16 protein-coding genes and 3 pseudogenes are annotated in these 17,396 nt (G+C 66.3%); 13 read left to right on the top strand and 6 right to left on the bottom strand.

Annotated elements, in window-relative coordinates:
- Positions 1 to 65: 65 nt before the first annotated feature.
- Positions 66 to 533 (bottom strand): YkgB family protein, encoded by a 468-nt coding sequence (locus tag OG310_RS38255; RefSeq protein WP_329460782.1) that lies wholly within the window; start codon positions 531 to 533, stop codon positions 66 to 68.
- A gap of 464 nt (positions 534 to 997) precedes the next feature.
- Positions 998 to 2,305, bottom strand: a complete 1,308-nt coding sequence (locus OG310_RS38250) for an IS1380 family transposase (RefSeq protein ID WP_443078967.1) — start codon at positions 2,303 to 2,305, stop codon at positions 998 to 1,000.
- Between the two features lie 353 nt (positions 2,306 to 2,658).
- Between OG310_RS38250 and OG310_RS38245 the strand changes: the two genes are divergently transcribed.
- From OG310_RS38245 to OG310_RS38230, 4 genes are all read left to right on the top strand, one after another.
- Positions 2,659 to 3,492: an IS5 family transposase gene (locus tag OG310_RS38245; protein WP_329460780.1), complete on the top strand. Its 834-nt coding sequence runs from the start codon at positions 2,659 to 2,661 to the stop codon at positions 3,490 to 3,492.
- Positions 3,493 to 3,700: 208 nt separating this feature from the next.
- The gene (locus OG310_RS38240) at positions 3,701 to 3,928 is read left to right on the top strand and encodes a hypothetical protein (protein ID WP_329460778.1); all 228 of its coding nucleotides are present in this window, start codon (positions 3,701 to 3,703) and stop codon (positions 3,926 to 3,928) included.
- 75 nt (positions 3,929 to 4,003) lie between these two features.
- Positions 4,004 to 4,252 carry a DUF6296 family protein gene (locus OG310_RS38235; RefSeq protein WP_329460777.1) on the top strand — a complete coding sequence of 83 codons (249 nt, stop codon included), beginning with the start codon at positions 4,004 to 4,006 and terminating at the stop codon, positions 4,250 to 4,252.
- Between the two features lie 33 nt (positions 4,253 to 4,285).
- Positions 4,286 to 4,519 (top strand): helicase associated domain-containing protein, encoded by a 234-nt coding sequence (locus tag OG310_RS38230; protein ID WP_329460776.1) that lies wholly within the window; start codon positions 4,286 to 4,288, stop codon positions 4,517 to 4,519.
- Here the strand turns inward: OG310_RS38230 and OG310_RS38225 are convergent.
- Positions 4,516 to 4,677, bottom strand: a pseudogene (locus tag OG310_RS38225) (IS481 family transposase); the annotation flags it as partial. The gene OG310_RS38230 and the pseudogene OG310_RS38225 sit on opposite strands and share 4 nt — an antisense overlap.
- 78 nt (positions 4,678 to 4,755) lie before the next feature.
- On the opposite strand from OG310_RS38225, the gene OG310_RS38835 reads away from it, so the two are divergent.
- The 4 genes and pseudogenes from OG310_RS38835 to msrA all read left to right on the top strand — a co-directional run bounded on the left by OG310_RS38835 (position 4,756) and on the right by msrA (position 7,995).
- Positions 4,756 to 4,917 (top strand): transposase, encoded by a 162-nt coding sequence (locus tag OG310_RS38835; RefSeq protein ID WP_443078966.1) that lies wholly within the window; start codon positions 4,756 to 4,758, stop codon positions 4,915 to 4,917.
- A gap of 13 nt (positions 4,918 to 4,930) precedes the next feature.
- Positions 4,931 to 6,134, top strand: a pseudogene (locus OG310_RS38220) (IS3 family transposase).
- Between the two features lie 30 nt (positions 6,135 to 6,164).
- Positions 6,165 to 6,932 (top strand): annotated as a pseudogene (locus OG310_RS38215) (NF041680 family putative transposase); the annotation flags it as partial.
- Positions 6,933 to 7,440: 508 nt separating this feature from the next.
- Positions 7,441 to 7,995, top strand: coding sequence for a peptide-methionine (S)-S-oxide reductase MsrA (gene msrA / locus OG310_RS38210; protein ID WP_329460775.1), 555 nt, complete (start codon positions 7,441 to 7,443; stop codon positions 7,993 to 7,995).
- Positions 7,996 to 8,190: 195 nt separating this feature from the next.
- Here the strand turns inward: msrA and OG310_RS38205 are convergent, their stop codons facing one another.
- A complete protein-coding gene (locus OG310_RS38205) occupies positions 8,191 to 8,514 on the bottom strand; it encodes a hypothetical protein (protein WP_329460774.1) in 324 nt (107 codons plus the stop codon).
- Between OG310_RS38205 and msrB the strand changes: the two genes are divergently transcribed.
- From msrB to OG310_RS38185, 4 genes are all read left to right on the top strand, one after another.
- Positions 8,513 to 8,914, top strand: a complete 402-nt coding sequence (gene msrB, locus OG310_RS38200) for a peptide-methionine (R)-S-oxide reductase MsrB (protein WP_329460773.1) — start codon at positions 8,513 to 8,515, stop codon at positions 8,912 to 8,914. The two genes, OG310_RS38205 and msrB, sit on opposite strands and share 2 nt — an antisense overlap.
- 1,372 nt (positions 8,915 to 10,286) lie before the next feature.
- On the top strand, positions 10,287 to 10,550 hold the full coding sequence (locus OG310_RS38195) for a GntR family transcriptional regulator (RefSeq protein ID WP_329460772.1): 264 nt from the start codon (positions 10,287 to 10,289) through the stop codon (positions 10,548 to 10,550).
- Between the two features lie 108 nt (positions 10,551 to 10,658).
- Positions 10,659 to 11,132: a hypothetical protein gene (locus OG310_RS38190; protein ID WP_329460771.1), complete on the top strand. Its 474-nt coding sequence runs from the start codon at positions 10,659 to 10,661 to the stop codon at positions 11,130 to 11,132.
- Between the two features lie 590 nt (positions 11,133 to 11,722).
- Complete coding sequence (locus tag OG310_RS38185; protein WP_329460770.1) at positions 11,723 to 13,240, top strand: pentapeptide repeat-containing protein; 1,518 nt, start codon at positions 11,723 to 11,725, stop codon at positions 13,238 to 13,240.
- A gap of 107 nt (positions 13,241 to 13,347) precedes the next feature.
- Here the strand turns inward: OG310_RS38185 and tpg are convergent, their stop codons facing one another.
- Both tpg and tap read right to left on the bottom strand, forming a co-directional pair.
- Positions 13,348 to 13,905 carry a telomere-protecting terminal protein Tpg gene (gene tpg / locus OG310_RS38180; protein ID WP_329460769.1) on the bottom strand — a complete coding sequence of 186 codons (558 nt, stop codon included), beginning with the start codon at positions 13,903 to 13,905 and terminating at the stop codon, positions 13,348 to 13,350.
- Positions 13,906 to 13,917: 12 nt separating this feature from the next.
- On the bottom strand, positions 13,918 to 16,218 hold the full coding sequence (tap, locus tag OG310_RS38175; protein WP_329460768.1) for a telomere-associated protein Tap: 2,301 nt from the start codon (positions 16,216 to 16,218) through the stop codon (positions 13,918 to 13,920).
- A gap of 194 nt (positions 16,219 to 16,412) precedes the next feature.
- On the opposite strand from tap, the gene OG310_RS38170 reads away from it, so the two are divergent.
- On the top strand, positions 16,413 to 17,387 hold the full coding sequence (locus tag OG310_RS38170) for a hypothetical protein (RefSeq protein ID WP_329460767.1): 975 nt from the start codon (positions 16,413 to 16,415) through the stop codon (positions 17,385 to 17,387).
- The last annotated feature ends 9 nt before the right edge of the window (positions 17,388 to 17,396 follow it).

The raw sequence follows: 17,396 nt of genomic DNA, 5'->3' as shown, positions 1-17,396 counted from the left end.
GAGCCCTGTCAACCCGCTCTGTTCGACGAGGCCCCGGGTCGAGAAGCGGTTTAAATCATTAAGTTTTATCCGCGCTTGGTGGCCTCGAGTGCTTCGCTGGCTGTCAGCATAGCCCCAGCCATCATGACGACATCCTTCACGATGAATTGCCCGGCCGGCGACAGCTTGGGTTCCCTGCTCTCAGGCTGCCACGCCTCTGGCGTCGTGACCAGAAAACTGAGCGTGAATGCGAACATTGCGATAGCACCCAAGCTACCTATTGCGGCGACCCTAGGCGCCACCGGTTTAGACGCAATCATGGCCCCCATCGTGATCTCCGTGAGACCCACGCCCCTTGCTAGACGGTGCTCGCCCAGTCGCTCAGCAAGGGACGATAGGAGAGGGCTCCCTATTACGACAGGACGTATGTTCTCGACCTCATAGTCCTCAAACTTCAGCCGCCCGATCCACAACAGATTGAGGCTGAGCCCTGCGCGCAACAGGGGCTTACCTAGCTGTTGCAGCTTCTCGCTGAGTGGGATCCCCTTACCCATATCGCCTCCTACTCCTACACATCGCCCCTTCGGACTCGGAAACGTCCGTGGTCTTAACCATACGACGTCTGGCACATGACGGCACGCGGGAGATGGTTCATGACCCGCCCCACAACGCTCTTCCGATCCGCTGGGAGTAATTGTCGGTTTACGTGAAGAGTCGGCCTGGGCACTGCTCCTTTCTTAGTTGGACGTGAGGTGGTCCAGCTCACTGCGCTCGCGGATCCGACGGTATCCGGGCAGAACACTTCGCAGTCGACGCTCAGGCGAAATATTTATTGATGGTTGGCCTCGATTCGTCAGTGGGGTTCGGTTGTTGATCGACTTGACGGTTCGCCCGTAATGTCCCCACGTCGTTCGGGGCGGGCCTTCGCGTGACGCTGCGGATGCGCCGGGGTTCCACGTCTCCGGGGGGTGGTGCGGGTTTCCTCCGTTCTGGTCTTCGTCGGGGCGGGAGCCGGATGTCAGGTGACGGCCGGGAGGTCTGTGAGCCTGCGCCAGCAGGTGGTGAACGCTGACGCCCAGGGCCAGGTGGTCTCGATGCGGAGCCACCGGTTGCGGGCGTGTTTCGCAAGGCGGGCGGGCAGGTGGTACAGGCGGAATCGCATGGTGTCCGGCTCGGCGCCGGCCAGGCCATCGATGTCGTGCAGGCCAAGGAGGCGGACCCAGGCATCCAGGTCGGCAGCGAGATTCGCGGTGAGCATCCACCCCTGGTTCACCGCGAACGATGTCGAGGGAAGATTGCGCAGGCCAAGAGCCTTGTTCGTCCGTACTCGATCTTCCACTTCGGCGTGATCGCGGTGCAGGGCGTCGAGGAACTGCACCTGATGCGAGCCCAAAACGCCCCACATCCGGCCGATGTTCGTGGCGGTGATCGAGTAGCGCCAGCCGGTCTTCTTCTCGAAGTCGGTCAGCTTCTTGATCTGGCGGCCCGAGGGCTTGACCCGGCGGACGATCAGCCGGGTGTCCTTCGGCCAGCCCTCCCGGGTGTTCAAGCCGGTCAACTCGGCCACGAAGTAGCCTTCCTGGAGCGAGCCGTCCTGTTTCAGCGAGGTCTCCCAGGCGTTGTCGGGCAGCTTCGCAATCGCAGTCTCGTCCTCGTCGGTGATCTTCCATCCGACGCTGAAGCGGACCGTGCGCCGCTTGGTGTTCAGCGCGACCAGATGCTCCAGCAGGCCGTGGGTGGCGTCGGCTCCGTCCACGCGGATCAGGAGCTTGGCGGCGCTGGAATACGGGATCTGGGCCAGTGCGGAGGTGAGGACCCGCAGGTGGTCGACGACGGTGTTCGCTCCGGCGTTGCCCGGCCGGAGCTCCATGGCCAGGCACTCGGCGGTATTCGCGCACCAGGCCGCCAGGGGGTGGAACCCGAACGTGCCCTTGAACGTGGCTGCGGCCTTCTCCTTCTTCGAGGCCGCGGTGATGAGCGACCACACGTGACGGCGGACCTTCCGCCGGGCTTTCGCGATCAGCGTGAGTGCGGCGTTGTCCAGATCGAGCAGGGCGCGGCGGACGGTGGAGTCCGAAGCGGCCGGGCCGAACAGTCCTCCCTGGTGCAGGCCGAGTTGCTCGGCCTCGATCAGGTTCGTCGCGCCGAGCACGATGGCCACCGCGAGCTGGACCACCACGATCCCCCGATCGCGCCAGACGTGCCCGACGCCCACCGGCAGCACATCAGCCAGGGCCCTGGTCAACCCCATCCGGTCGGCGCACCGACGCAGCAGTACCGCTCCGGCATGCCCGACCAGCCCTTTGCCGTCGGCCCGTACACGCAGCCGACGATCCCACCCTGTACGCTCGCCCACCGGAAAGGTGCCCTGACTCTCGCAACGGATACGGCCTAGACACTCGCATCCTTGCAGGTCAGCAGCACCTTTCTGCTATTGGGTCATCAGAGGACGTTCGTGGTATTTACGTGACGGTTTGAGGTGGTTGTGTCGTGCCGGGTTTGGCCGCATCCAGGCAGAACAGGTGATTTGCGTCTGCAGCTTCAGTGGACGTGACCGCGCGTTTAAGCCCTGTTTCATCCGATAGCTCCTGTCCGGTTCGAAGAACCTTCTGAAAGTGGCTTTTGCCTCGCTCGATCGAGCGATATGCCCGGTCCGGAACCCCATGCCTGAGTATCCCTATGACTTCTTCGCAGCCACGCCGGCCGTACCTGAGTGATCTCTCCGATGCCCGCTGGGCGTTGATGGAACCGACCTTGACGGCCTGGCGGGCCGAGCGCCAGAAGACTTCGCTCCACCTCGGCGGCAAGCTAACTGATCTGCGAGAAGTCATGAACGCGATCCTCTACCTCAACCGGACCGGCGTCCCCTGGCGCTACCTGCCGCACGACTTCCCGCCGCACACCACCGTGTTCGGCTACTTCAGCGCCTGGACCGCCGACGGCACCATCGAGAAGCTCGGCGTTCACCTGCACCGGATGGTCCGTGAACAGGCAGGACACACCGCGGAACCCACCGCGTGCGTGATCGACGCGCAGAGCGTCAAGACCGCGACCAGCGTCCCCACCGACACCCAGGGCACGGACGCCGGCAAGAAGATCGTGGGCCGGAAACGCAGCATCGTCGTTGACACGCTCGGCCTGTTACTGCTGGTCATCGTGACCGCCGCCAGCGTCTCCGACAACGAGGCCGGCAAGCAACTCTTCACCCAACTCGCCACAGACCACCCCACGATCACCAAGGCATGGGTCGACACCGGCTACAAGACCAAGGCCATCGAGCACGGCGCCACCCTCGGCATCGACGTCGACGTCGTCCCACGGAACGAGCAGGTCAAAGGCTTCTCGGTGATCCCCAGGCGCTGGGTCGTCGAGCGGAGTTTCGGATGGATCATGATGCACCGCCGCCTGGCCCGCGACTACGAGACCAAACCTGCGCACTCCGAGAGCATGATCCGCCTCGCGATGATCTCGAACCTCGAGAAACGAGCAACCGGCGAAACACCTATAACCTGATACAACCCATGAACTATCCCTTTTTTTCACCGGAACGTCCTCTTACGAATGACCGCCTCAGACCCACGCTTGGGAGGTAGGACAAGCTGAAGGACGTTCGGGCTGCAGCGCCGGCTGGGCGGTGGGCCATCCGTGACGCGTTGGCGTGCGCCGAAGCGTGGAGAGCCCGTGACATGCCTGATGGTGCCCGCAATGGCACGATGGGAAGGTGGAGAGCGCTCCAATCGTCGTACATCGACCGACTGCAACCGGCGGCCGGCACGTCTCTGTGCGGCGCTCCGGCGGACACGACGAGATCGTCGGCGTTGCCCACTCCGACGTGGACCTGGCCGTCTTCCTGGAAAAAGCCGGCATCGACGACCCCGAAGCAGCGATCGACGACCCCGCCTGGATTGAATGGCAGGGCAGCCGACCGCACGAATGGCCCAGAACCTGAAAAGCCCCGCCGATGCCGTTGCCGGCGGCGCGCTGCGACTACCGACAGGACCTCACTCCGCGGGCGGTGACATGCATGCCAGACAAAGAACGAGGGGCCGGCCACGTAGTCCGATACGAGTTGGTCTTCCAGGAACCGGGCGGCGAAGACGAAACAGTGCTCGTCCACCGCACGGATCGCACAGGCCCCGGTGGCAACCCCATCTACACCGACGAGAGCGGCATCGTCCAGGCAGAGATCAGCAACCAGGCAGAAGTCCGTATCATCCACACCAGCCGCTACCAGCAACCGCCCACCGTGAAAGCCGTCCGGGTCTCGCCATAAGCGACGACACCGGATCGACCCGTGGAGCAATGGGTGTCCAATCTGCGCCGCTCGATCGCGCTGGACGACCAGGCCGAGTGGAAGACCGCACTGGAGGCCGTGGACGAGCACCGGAACCCGGCCTGGCCGGCGGAGTGGCAGCGACACTACGCCGCCCTGCACGAGCTGGTCGCCGCCGGAGAAGGGGCCGACGTCCTGCCCGGCGTCACCGTGTGCGGAATGAACATCGGCAAGTGGCTTGCCAGGCAACGTCAACAGGCCGTCTAGATGTTGCTGACCGTGACGTTTGTGACGCTCATGGGGAGGCGTGAGGCAGGAGGACGGTTCCCTGCGGTGGTGTGCGGCCGGTGGTAGTTGTGGTGGACGTTCCAGACCGCGATCGCCCGGGTCCGCTCCGCTTCGGAGGTCCAGGTGCGGGCGTAGAGCAGGGGCCTTGACCCCAAATCTTGGACACCGGAGAGACTTGGATCTTGTCGGTCCAGGAGAACGGAGTCCCCGTGGGGATGAAGCACTATCCCGCCGAGTTCAAGGCGGACGCAGTCGCGTTGTACCGGTCGAGGCCGGGAGCGACGATTAAGTCGGTCGCCGGTGATCTCGGGGTGAACACCGAGAGGGCCTTGACCCCTGATGTTGGACACACGAGACACTGGATCCTGCGGATCTGAGAACGGACATCTCGTGGTCATGAAGAACTGCCCGCCGGGGTTCAAGGCGGACGCGGTCGCGCTGTACGAGTCGCGGCCCGACGCGACGATCAGGTCGGTCGCCGCCGATCCGGGGATCAATCCAGAGACCTTGCGGAACTGGGTGAGGGTTGCCGGAGCAAGCCGTCCGCGGGGACGCCGGACGCAGGAACCGGCCCAGCCGCCGGCCCCGCTGGAAGCGGAGAACGCGGCTCTGCGGAAGAAGATCCGCGAGCTGGAGGAGGAACGCGAGATCCTCCGCAAAGCGGCGAAGTATTTCGCCGGGGAGACGCGCTGGTGAACCGCTTCCAGTGCGTCGCCGACCTCCACCGCCGCTACGGCGTGAAGCGGCTGTGCAGCATCCTCGGCGTGAGCCGCTCGAGCCTTTACTACTGGCGCCGGACAGCCGCGGACCGGGCCGCCCGGCAGGCGGCGATGCGAGGCTGGCCGCCCGGATACGGGCGGTGCACCAGGAATCGGACGGCACCTACGGAGCCCCACGGATCACCGCCGAACTTCGCGAGACGAACAGTGAAGCCGTCAACCACAAACGCGTCGCCAGGATTATGCGGGCGTCCGGGCTCGAAGGGGTCCGGTTGCGACGCCGGCACCGCACCACCGTCCCCGACCCGGCCGCGGCCAAAGCACCGGACCTTATCGGCCGCGACTTCAGCGCCGAGAAACCCAGCACGAAGTACGTGGGCGACATCACCTACCTGCCCATCGACGGCGGGAGATTCTGCTACCTGGCGACCGTCATCGACCTCGCCTCACGCCGTCTGGCCGGCTGGGCGATCGCCGACCACATGCGCGCGGACCTCGCCACCGACGCCCTTGCCGCGGCGGTCCGCACCCGCGGCAGCCTCGCCGAATCAATCATGCACACCGACCACGGAGCCCAGTACACAAGCAGGGCCTTCGCTCAAACCTGCAGGTCAGCAGGGGCCCGACGAAGCATGAGCGCGGTCGGCTCCAGCGCAGACAACGCACTCGCCCAGTCCTTCAACACGACCTTCAAACGCGAGACACTGCAGGGACGAAAGAGCTGGCCCGACGAACGCCAGGCCCGACTCGACGCCTTCAGATGGCTCCACCGCTACAACACCCGACGCCGACACTCCCGCCTCGGACAACGATCACCGATCGCCTTCGAGAACGCCCGCCACCTCACACCAACTACGCTGGCACCAGCCGCATAACCCGTATTCAGGATTCGGGGTCAAGGCCCCAGGTCCGTCCCAACCCGGCAGCCGCACACCACGGGCCGGCCACCCCGACACCGCGCCGAGTTCGTCTTCGGCCGGCCCGACACCTGGGGCACACCAGACGTCGAAACTCTCAACCACACCCGCCTCTACGGCACCGCACTCGCCCGCTCTTGGGACCGGCTGCACCCGAAACTCACCCATCGCTCATCCTGGGCGGCAGCCGATGCAACCCTGCCGATCGTCGAAGGCACAGTGATCCGTCTGGACATCAGCCACCTGCCCAGCGGAGCCACCCCAAAGCCGGTCTGGCTGTGGTGGTCGGGCACCGACGCCACTCCCGCGGACACCGACCGGCTCTGGCAGGCCTACCTGCGACGCTTCGACATCGAGCACACGTTCCGCCTGTTCAATCAGACCCTCGGCTGGACCTGCCCCAAGATCCGTACTGCGGAAGCGGCCGACCGCTGGACCTGGCTCGTTCTGGCCGCCTACACCCAACTGCGACTGGCCCGCACCCTGGCCGCCGACCGCCGCCACCCCTGGGAGAAGCCGAGTTCCCCGGACAGGCTCACCCCGGCCCGCGTCCGCCGCGACTTTCGGCACATCCGCCTACAAGCCGCCTGCCCAGCCCGCGCACCGAAACCCTCCCGCCCAGGCACCGGACGGCCACCAGGCCAGAAGAACACCTGGCCCACGCCACGCTACGACGTGCACACATCCGCCAGACACCACCCAGCGAAGCGGCAAAAGACGAAGCCAACTACCCCACGACCACGACGCACAAGTTAAAGATCAAGCTAAGGCTGTCCCGTAAGTGCCTGAGGTGGACAACAGGTTGGCCTCGAGACCGGGACTTGTCCGTATCTGTCCCACTCTCGGCCATGTATGAGGCGCTCCGAATCGGACCGAAACGGGCGACGTCGAGCGCCCACGGGAGTTACGGGACAGCCCTTAGCGATTCGACCAACGACACTCGGGACCATCGACGACTTGCTGTCTGGCGGCCCGGTCGATGCTCTGATCAAGGACACGGCCACCGTTGAGCCCCACGATGTCGGCTCTGACCGCAGTCCAGCGCCGTTACGGCAGGCAATTTGCGATCTTTGGCTCCCGACTTACTCTGGGATTGGGCGCGTGTTCGATATGGCCAAACCGACGCCGGCGACCAGCGACTGGATGAGCTCGATCACGCTTCGCTTCGCTTCGTCCCGTTCTTCGAGCCCGGGACACAGGGAAATGGCGAGTACCGCTCGCCGTTCGAAGCGGCCGAAATCATCAACAGGGAGGAGCGCCTATCATGACCAGCGGAATTCACGACACCGGACAGATCACCCGCCAACCGGACACCGAGACGGCTGTCCTAGCCGGCGGGTGTTTCTGGGGTATGGAGGACCTCATTCGCCGGCAACCCGGCGTGCTGGACACGCGCGTCGGGTACACCGGCGGGGAGAACGATCACGCAACGTACCGCAATCACCCCGGCCACGCCGAGGCGGTCGAGGTCGTCTTTGATCCGGCCCAGACGACCTACCGCGACATCTTGGCGTTCTCCTTCCAGATCCACGACCCATCGACCCTGAACCGCCAGGGAAACGACATCGGCGCGAGTTACCGCTCGGCGATCTTCCCCCTCTCGCCTGAGCAGGAGCAGGTCGCAAAGGACGCGATCGCGGATGTCGACGCGTCCGGTCTATGGCCGGGTAAAGCTGTGACGACGATCGAGCCAGCTGGCCCCTTCTGGGAGGCGGAGCCCGAGCATCAGGATTACCTCATCAATTACCCGAACGGTTACACGTGCCACTTCCCCCGCAAAGATTGGGTGCTGCCAAGGCGTGATGGGACCTCTGCCTAATGGCCTTATTGGCGAGAGCGCAGCCCACTACCTTGATCCTGGTGTCACCCGCCTGTCCCGCGCCGGGTAGGAACGAAGCATGGTGCAACCGACCTGACTGCGGGGATCTCGGTCCCGGAACGGCGGCAAGCGTCCATCTTGCTTGGTGTCCCTTGCGTCGCAGGCTCGGCCCACCAATGAGCTACTTAACAGCCGCTAGTCCACCACCAACAGATCGCCATCGACGCCGACACCCGACTCGTCGTTCCCGGGCCGCACAAAAGCCAGGCAGGAGCCTGGCGCGAAGGCCGCTTTCGGCACAAAAATGCCGTTGGCGGAGGCCGCTATCCGGGCGTCGGACTCGTGGCTGAGGTGTTCCGTCCGGCTTCGGATTCTGTCTTGGGATTCGGAATTCTTGAGACATATCTCGCTTAGTCTCCGGCGGGCGTCCGACACAGGATACGGCTCCGACACTTGGCTTTGCCCGTACGGGCGGGCCTCCACCGCCGCGTCGTCAAAATCCCGGAGGGTTGAAGTCATGGCATACGATATTGAGAAGTCAAACAACGAGTGGCACGCGGAGCTCAGCCCTGAAGAATACAGGGTGTTGCGTTGCGCTGCGGACGAAGCGGCGTTTACGGGAGAGTACACCGATACAAAGGAAAATGGTGTGTACTCTTGCAGGGCCTGCGGTGCCGATCTTTTCACTTCTGAGGAAAAGTTCGACTCTCGTTGTGGCTGGCCTGCGTTCTACGACCCTAAGGACCTCGGCTCGGTCCAAGTACAGCGGGGCGGATCCTCCTATCCCGTGGTTCGATGTGCTCGTTGCGGGTCGTATCTTGGAGAGTTGTTCGAGGGGGAGGGGTTCGCAACCCCAACGGACAAGCGATACTGCATCAACAGCCTATCCCTGCGGCTGAAGCCTGCCGATTCCGAATGATCTGACTCAGCTCGTCGACCTCGAACGGTTCAGGTGAACGTATCTACAGGCAGAGTGGCAGGGCTTTTCTAACGCGGTACCTGCTCACAAGGCAAGTTTTATTTAGAGAGAAGCAAGGCCACTTCTCATCTTGCATCTCTGAATCAGCTGCGGCAGCAGCCGTCACGCATGACTGCCCCGTTCCCGTCGTGACCACCACTCTCGCCTTTCTCCAGGAGCAGGGGCCTCACGGGCCGACGTGGACGCGTTTCGGACGCTCCCGCCCGGAACCTCTCACGGTCGCGCTCACCCACCACAACGCCCGCGACGACTACCAGCGTCGAGAAGAGTCCCGCCGGTCAGCGGCCTCCAGGGTGGCAGTCCGCCAGCCTGGAGGCACAGACAACCTGTGATGCGGAGAACGCGAGCCCCGGCAGTGCACTGATGCCTCCCCGCTCGGCACCACCAGGAAGTGATCAGACGGGCTCTGAGGGCTAAAGCCCTGAACAGGACGGCCGCTACCCGCAGTGCGAGCGAGTCTGGCACGTCCGTGCCCCTACCAAGAGACCTTGGCTTGAGCCGGCGGGGCAAGCTGTCGTGCATACGGTCCTGGGCTTGCCACCTCGGGGCCGGGCAAGCCCTTATCTGTGCAACCCGAAGCCAACAGCGGCAGAAGCCGTGTCTTGCCGTCGTGGGTGGTGCACCGGGCCTTCGGCCCGGTCCGGCAGTACGTCGCCGCCGTCGGCCGGACCCTGTCCGGGATCAAGGACTCGCCGTTGCGGCCTCCTTATGGCGACCCCTCCGCTGCGCTGCGGGGCTGCGGGCTACGCCCTTGCGCGACCCCATGGGGGGCTCCTCCGGACCCCGCCCCCCATGGCCGGAGTAGCAGGTGTTTCACCGTCACTACCGCACGACCGAAAGACAGGTAGTGCCTCGCCTGCAGGTCCGCCTGGGTGAGCCTCCCCTCATGCAGGTTGTCAACTCAGGTCGGGAAGTTCGAGTTCGGCCATAGAACGTCAACTGACACGGCGAAGGGCTGCAGAGTGCTTTACACGCGGGGGACCAGCTCGCGCCATACCGCCCGCAGCGTCCGCGCCTTCGGGCAATCGACGCCTGTGCCGCACGCCGAGCACTTCCTGGTGTGGCCGGTGTAGGCGCGCGCCAGGCCGCGTCGATACGCATCCGCTGCTGATCCATCGTCTGCTGCACCGGACCAGGCCTACCGTCGCCGCCTCCCCGGCTCACACTCGCACCCACAGCCGCTCACCTTCCCCGTACTCCGCCCGTAGGGCCACCGACGACCCGGAATCGAGCCTACCGGTCCAGAGCTCTATAGAGCTGTATGGAGCTGTGAGGATCTGTGGGGAGCTGCCCCCTATGTGAGTGTGCCGTCATGGACGACGACCAGGAGAGCCCGTTCCAGGCCAGTTCACCCGTACCGGTATACGCACAGCTCGCGAACGAACTGCAACGGCAGATCGAGGCCAGCGAACTGTCCGCGGGCGCCAGGCTGCCCGGCGAGCGAGACCTGGCCCGCACCTACCGCGTCGCACTCGGCACAGCACGCCGCGCCATCCAGGAACTCCGCGAACGAGACCTGATTGTCACGACCCACGGGAAGGGCAGCTACGTCCGAGAGCGCCCCGAGGCCGACTGAGGGACGCTTGCCCGTCCCGGCGAGCCGGATGGCCGGATAAGGGGCCGGTCAGGGAGCGTTGTGGGTGAACACCCATCGCGTTCCATCGGCACCCACCACAATGCGTGCATGACTGATCACACGGACGTGAATGTGGCAGCGGGCCCCGGGCATCAGCGAGAGCGTCCCACGTGGCCGCAGTGGGGCACCGCCCTCACGATCACCCTGACGGGCCTGTACGCCATCTCCATGGCAGTGATGCTGGAGGTCACCGTCTACCCCGCCCTGCACGGCCACGGGCTTAGCTCCCTGGAAGCCGCGGGGATCCCCCTGTTCTGTGTGGTCACGGTCGGGGTAGCTGCAGCCCTCCTGGAGCTGATGCCATCCAACCTCTGGGGCTGGCTGCTGCTCGTGGTAGCCGCAGCCCCGGTGGGTTACTTCAATTACCTGATGTTCGGCCACCCCGTGAAAGGCGACGCGTGGGTCGGTCTTGGGCTGGTGACGCTCGTTGAGCTGGCGCCGTGGGCGGTGCTGGGCCCCGTCTGGATCCGTCTCAGCACCGGTATGACAGGTTTCGAGATCATGCGACGCCCCCGCGCGTGACCCAAGACGGGTGCTGTGGGGCCAGTGCCCTCCTGGGTGAATCCGACGCGGTGGCGGCGCGTGGTGCATCGTCCCCGTGCAGCGAGTCACCGCGGTCGGCCAACTGCGCGCGGCCGGCCGTACGGTGCCCTCGATGGCGGCCCAGCGGGCCCGGCAGGCGAAGCACTGTACGCGAGCAATCTTCGCAGTCTCGGTGATACGCGCTATCTCCACCGAGGCCCGCCACTACCCTTGGGCGACTCGCACCCGTTGACGACATTCAGCGCCACGGTGACCGTCGCTGCGACGATCACAGGTTCCATGCCCCACTCTCTAGCGTCAAGCAACTGCCTGGCGGCGCCGATCGTCCCTAGAGCATGACGTCTGGACAGCCCGAACCGCCATCCCACGCCCACCCACTGTGGCCTCACTGCGGCCACGGCACCACCGAAGAGGATCCGGTCGGCTGTAGGGGCATCTGCGTCCCCGGACATACCGCATGCCCGGCCCACCTGGACCCGGCCGACCGAGTCGCATATCTCGCGGCCCTGGCCTCCGGAGCCGCAATCGACCACCGAGGCACCCCGTTCAGCGAAGACCTGCTGGCCGGATTGCTCGAAGCCCTGCGCGATCCCACCAGCGGACATCCCAGTTTCGGCCCGGCCCGATTCGACGGGGCGTCCTTCACCGGCTCCGCGCGGTTCGACGGAGCCGTCTTCACCGACACCGTGTCATTCGACGGTGCGACGTTCACCCATGCCGCGTCGTTCGCCGGGACGGTCTTCGCCAGTCTCGCCGCATTCAATCAGACGGCCTTCGCTTTCGCCGCGTGGTTCGACAGAGCGGTCTTCACCGGCGCCGCTGCGTTCGGGAGCGCGTCCTTCGCCGGCGCTGCCAACTTCCGCGGGGCGGCGTTCGCCGACGCCGTCCAGTTTCCTGGAGCGATCTTCAACCGCGATGTCTCGTTCGCCGGCGCCCGATTCGAGAACGCTCCGTGGCTGGGACCGCTGGTGTGCGGCGGAACGGTGGGTCTGGATAGTGCGGTATTCGAGGCACCGGTGACGATGATGGTCTCGGCGCGAGAGTTATCGCTGCGGCGGACACGGTTTGGGGCCACGGCCGCGCTGCGGCTGCGACATGCCGAAATGGATCTGGCCGGTGCAGTGTTGGAGCACCCGGTCACCGTGACAGCGGAACAGGCCCCCGTGAATGGCCCGCTAGACCGCCCCGTGCCCGAGGAGGTGTTGGCGGCCCAGGACGCAGGTGTGCGGGTGAGGAACCTGAGTGGGGTGGATGCCGCCCATCTTGCCCTGACTGACGTGGACCTGTCCGAGTGCCGCTTCGCCGGCGCGGTGCACCTGGACCAGCTCCGCATGGATGGCCGCACCACGTTCGCCCGCCCACCGACGGGCTGGCAGCACCGAGGGCCGGTGCCGCTGCGATGGTCCAGGCGTCGCACCCTGGCCGAGGAGCACCACTGGCGCGCCGCCACGGGACGCCTCACCCCCGGCCAGGAACCCTCCCTCCGCGAGTGGCAGCCCGGACCGCATCACCCGGACCTCTTGCACCTCCGGGGCCCAGAGACCCTCGCCGCGCTCTACCGACAGCTGCGGAAAGCACTGGAAGACGGCAAGAACGAACCCGGGGCCGCCGACTTCTACTACGGCGAGTGCGAAATGCGCCGCTATGATCGCATCGGCACCCCCTGGACTGAACGCGTCCTGCTGACGGCGTATTGGGCGATGGCCGGGTACGGGTTGCGCGCCTCTCGCGCTCTGGCCTGCCTTGCGGCAGCAATGACCGCCACCATCGCGGTCATGATCCTCTGGGGTGTACCGGCCCAGGCTTCGAAGCAGGAAACCATCGGCCGCCAAGTCACCGCCGGGCAGACACTTACCCTGACCACGGACAGTCCCGATCCAGTCAATCCCACCAGCCGCTGGCCAGAGCGCGTCACCACCGAACGATTTGAGAGATCCCTCAGAGTGGTGATCAATTCGGTGATCTTTCGGTCCTCCGGCCAGGACCTGACCACTGTCGGCACCTACACCGAGATGGCTTCCCGCCTCACCGAACCCTTGCTCCTCGGACTCGCGGTCCTAGCCGTGCGCAGTCGCGTCAAACGCTGACCGCGTCCACATACTCCGCCGAGTTGTTCGCCATCGACCGTGCTCGGCCCCGCCAACTGAAGTGCTCAGCCACAACACCGGACTCACGGCTGGTCGGGGCGCGGGTGTTACAAGTCGAATTCCAGGTGCTCCACGTCGGTGAAGCGCACCTCCTCCAGGCTGCCGGCGCGGCGGCCGCCGTCCTGGAAGTACACCTCCTTGAGGGCTTCGCCCGCGATGTCCTGGAGGCGGGCGTCGCTGGCGCCGGCCTCCTGGGCCTCGAAGAGCTGGGCGGCGTACTGCGGAGGCAGGGCGACGGTCAGGTGCCGGATGCGGTCCTGGTCGGTCGACCCGATCGGCGCGGTGTAGCCCATGCGGGCACGGGCGTCGATGACGATGCCGCCTGTGCTCGCCGCCCTCTTCCGGGCTTTCGCCCGGATCTGCGGCTGCCACCGCTTCTTCACCTCGCGCTCTAGGCGCGCGGCCAGGTCCGGGCGCGGCTTCTTGATCTGGTCCTTCACGTACCGCTCGACGGTGCGCTGGGAGATCCGCAGCATCTGCGCGACTAGCTTGGTGCCGCCCAGTTGCTTGACCAGGTAGCGCATCTGTGGGCCGGCGTTCTTGGGCGCTGGGCGGGTGAACGCCTTCTGTACCGCGGCGTCCAGGCCGTCGCCGAACAGGGTCATCGTCGGCTGCTCCTACTCTCCGTTGTCGGCGTCGGTGACGGTGCCGTCCTTGATGTACCTGGCCAAGTTGAGCTCCGGGGCGTTGAATCGCTCGCGGACCTCCTCGCCCCACAGCACGGACTGGGTGCCCTCGTGTTTGACCAGGCCGGGGTTGATGCCGAGCTTGAAGCCGCCGGGAAGCGGCTTGCCCTCCCGGTAGGGCAGGAAGTCCAGCGGCGAGGGCCCGTTGGACGCGTAGACGACGCAGTCCGAGAGGACCGCGACCGGGTACTGCCCGGTGAACGCCGCGTGCTTGACGATCTTGCGATGCAGGTTGATGCGGGTGCGGGAGATGACCGCCGCGCGAATGTCGGGGCGCCACGTCGGACGGGACAGGGCGCGCCACGGCTCACCGGGACGCCATCCCTCGCCGCGCGGCCGCTCGCGCAGCTTGCCCAGTCCGCCCTTCACCGTCGCCTTGACCGCCGAAACAACGATCGCCAGCTCCGGGTCACGGCCGCGGTAGCCGTCCATCTCCGCGAGGAAGTCGGCCGGCGAGAAGTCGGCATCGACGCCGAGGTCGGCCATCGTGGCGAGGTAGGCGTCGCGCAGCCGGTTGTACCAGCCGTCCAGGTACCGGCCGCTCTCACGCCGCAACCACGCCTCCACCGGACGCACCTCGTAGCCGAGCTCCGCCGCGTAGGCGACGGTGGGCGTCGCGTACCAGGCCAGGCCCTCGGGCCGCTCGCCCTTAGGCGTAAACGGGCTGGGCAACAGCGCGCCGTCCAGATCCACCCACTCCTTGCCGACCTTCACCTTCGACAGGTCGACGTGGGACAGGTCCACCAGCCACGAGCCGGGCAGCTTCGGGTCGAACACCGGATCCGTGACGTGCGCCGGCGCTCCGAGGCCGACCGGCAAACCGTTGGCACCGGCCGCGAAAGCCATGTTCACGTCGATGCCGACCAGGTGGCGCAGGGTGCACTCGGCATCGGTCATCGGCCGTGCCCAGTCGTACGCCTCCTCGAACAGCTTCTCCGCCGGGCCGCGCACATGGAAGCGGGGCAGATCCTTGAGGACCGGGTGGCCGTCGGGGACCTCGCACGGCGGCCAGTCCATCGCTTCGATGGCGTCTTTTCCGAGTGAGCCGGGGTTGTGCTCGGAGTGCCGCTTGCCGTCGGCATCCGGCTCGGAGGCCCGGGTCGGCGGATGCAACGCGGTCATCAGCTCCAGGCCCGTCACGGCCGTGGAGCCGCGCGGCGTCATCACCCGCGACGCGTACACGCCCAGGACGCGGGCGAGTTCGGCCGGCGGGAGCTGTCCGGCCTCGCCCCAGTGCCGCGTGTCCAGGGCCTGCCAGGAGGGGATGCACAGCTGGACGCAGGCCCGCTCCGAGCCGGTGGCGGGGCGGTAGATTCGCGCCCACGGCCCGAGGCCGCGCTTGGTCAGTTTCCACTCCGCGCGGGCCAGCTGCTTGATGACCTTGTGGTCCTCCGTGAGGCGCCCTGCGAGGCGCTCCTCCTCGGTGAGGGTGACGGGGAGGCCGTAGCGCTCCAGCGCGGCCTTGGTGAGCACGAGCAGCGGATCGGCGTCCTTGCCCGGACCGGACAGCTTCGGCGCCCCGAGTTTCGCCTCCTTGAGCGTCCAGTCCACCAGGGCCGGGATGCTCTTGGCGGGCACGTCGAGGATCAGTCCGCCGGTGCAGTACGCCAGCGCCTTGCCGTCGTCGTCGACGTCCAGGACGGCTAGCGGGCCGTTCTCGAACCGTAGATCGGCCGCCGGGGTTCCGGCCGGGGCCGCCTTCTTCGCACCCGGGCGGCGCGACGTCGACGACGTCTTGGTGGTGCGCGCCGGATGTGGCGCGCCCGCCGGATGTGGCGCGCCCGCCGGATGTGGCGCGCCCGCCGGATGTGGCGCGCCCGCCGGGTGAGTGGCGACAGGGGCAGGGGGCTGGGTGTTCTCGGTTGCAGTCATGGCCGCAGCCTCGGACGCCTCCCCTGTGGACAGAGTCTGGTCTTCCGCCGGGTCGGGAACGGCGGTGAAAGTGGCTGGCTCCGCGACGTCCTGGAGGGGCGCGACCGCATTGGACGCGGCTGCGGGGTAGAGCTCGGCGAGCTTGTCCAGCAGCCGGGCGTAGGCGTCGCGCTCGGGCGGGCGGGGCTCGGTCTTGCCGGACTCCCAGCCGGACACTGTGGCCCGGCGCACCTTCAGCGCGGTGGCCACTTCGTCGATCGTCAGGCCGTGCGCGGCGCGCAGCCGCTTGCGCTCCGCCGGCGGCGGGAGCGTGGCGCGGGACGCAAGCAGGGCGTCGACCGCGTCGAACAACTCGGACATGAAGCACCTCCCGAGTGCCACTCTACCTCATGAAACGTACGATCAGTGTACATTTACAGTACAAATCGCGTACGAAGCGCGTGCGGTGGCAGGAAGTACCCCCCGGCCGGGGAAGGGCTGGAAAGCATCGCGTCACGGGGAGGGTTTGCGGGGAGATACGGGCAGATGGATGCTCTGAGTAACCAGGGGGTCACGTGAAGTGGAAAGACGCGTTCGATCGCGCGATGAAAGAGCTGGAGGCGATACGGAAGCAAGTTGCACGTCTTGATGAGCCGACGGTCGGGCTGACCGCGCTGCACGGAGAATTCACACAGGGCCGGCTGAAGATCCTGGAAACCGTCCAAGGAGGCGTCACCGGACTGCGCGAGGAGAACCGGGAAGTACGCCGGCGCCAGGACCGAATGATCAGCGATCTGCATGAAACCCGAGGCGAGCTCCGGCAACTGCTGGACCACCTCGACACCCTCAGTCCCCTCGCCTCGCTACAGGGGACGGGTGAGCAGCCCGGCGACGGCCCGCACAGGCACACCGAAGAGACAGCCTCGCCGGAGCCGGGAGCGGAGAGCGACACCGACTCCGTCGACCCCGAAACGATGCAGCCGCCCATCCCATCTGACATCGACTCCCAGGGGGGAACCATGGAGCACAGCGCCCGCCAGCCGCAGCCGGAGCCTGAAAGTCAGGATCGGGACCTCGCTCTCAAGCAGGCAATCGAGGCCGCCTATCAGGGGACCAGCCCTTCCGCAGCACAGCCTCTCGCTACCGCCTCGCAGGCTTTCACCGACTCGCAGGATCCGCGGATCGCCCACGGTGTCCTGCTGCTGAAGGCCGCCGGCGTGGCCTCAGCGGAACTGATCGCGCACCGTGACACCTGGGAGTGGCTCACCGCACTCGCCGTCGACCACGGCCACTTCCGCACCCCTCCCTCGGTCGAGGACATCAAGGAAGGACGCGTCCAGACCGTCCTGTCCGGACGCTCCCTCATCGCCCTGCTGATCGAGCTGTGGAACACCCGCTCCACCGCCACTCCGCTGCAGGGCGACTGGGCACTGGCTACGACGTCTTACAACCGCATCGCGGCCGAACTCGCCGGCATCGATGGACAAGGCGAGACCATCCGCATCGTCCTGGACGACGGCCTCCCCCCGGGCACTGGGGCTGACGACTGACACTCCCCA

Origin of the sequence: Streptomyces sp. NBC_01497 (genome assembly GCF_036250695.1) — a bacterium.
In the GTDB taxonomy this organism is placed as follows: Bacteria; Actinomycetota; Actinomycetes; order Streptomycetales; family Streptomycetaceae; genus Streptomyces.
The sequence above is the reverse complement of the archived record's forward strand: the minus strand, read 5'-3'. Positions and strand labels throughout refer to the sequence as shown.

What these genes read in the sequence shown, in the direction of transcription:
- tap (WP_329460768.1), bottom strand. Translation starts at nt 16,218, where the DNA reads ATGTCCGAGTTGTTCGACGCGGTCGACGCCCTGCTTGCGTCCCGCGCC.
- OG310_RS38245 (WP_329460780.1), top strand. Translation starts at nt 2,659, where the DNA reads ATGACTTCTTCGCAGCCACGCCGGCCGTACCTGAGTGATCTCTCCGAT.
- OG310_RS38190 (WP_329460771.1), top strand. Translation starts at nt 10,659, where the DNA reads ATGACTGATCACACGGACGTGAATGTGGCAGCGGGCCCCGGGCATCAG.
- tpg (WP_329460769.1), bottom strand. Translation starts at nt 13,905, where the DNA reads ATGACCCTGTTCGGCGACGGCCTGGACGCCGCGGTACAGAAGGCGTTC.
- OG310_RS38255 (WP_329460782.1), bottom strand. Translation starts at nt 533, where the DNA reads ATGGGTAAGGGGATCCCACTCAGCGAGAAGCTGCAACAGCTAGGTAAG.
- OG310_RS38835 (WP_443078966.1), top strand. Translation starts at nt 4,756, where the DNA reads ATGAAGCACTATCCCGCCGAGTTCAAGGCGGACGCAGTCGCGTTGTAC.
- msrB (WP_329460773.1), top strand. Translation starts at nt 8,513, where the DNA reads ATGGCATACGATATTGAGAAGTCAAACAACGAGTGGCACGCGGAGCTC.
- OG310_RS38205 (WP_329460774.1), bottom strand. Translation starts at nt 8,514, where the DNA reads ATGACTTCAACCCTCCGGGATTTTGACGACGCGGCGGTGGAGGCCCGC.
- OG310_RS38235 (WP_329460777.1), top strand. Translation starts at nt 4,004, where the DNA reads ATGCCAGACAAAGAACGAGGGGCCGGCCACGTAGTCCGATACGAGTTG.
- msrA (WP_329460775.1), top strand. Translation starts at nt 7,441, where the DNA reads ATGACCAGCGGAATTCACGACACCGGACAGATCACCCGCCAACCGGAC.
- OG310_RS38195 (WP_329460772.1), top strand. Translation starts at nt 10,287, where the DNA reads ATGGACGACGACCAGGAGAGCCCGTTCCAGGCCAGTTCACCCGTACCG.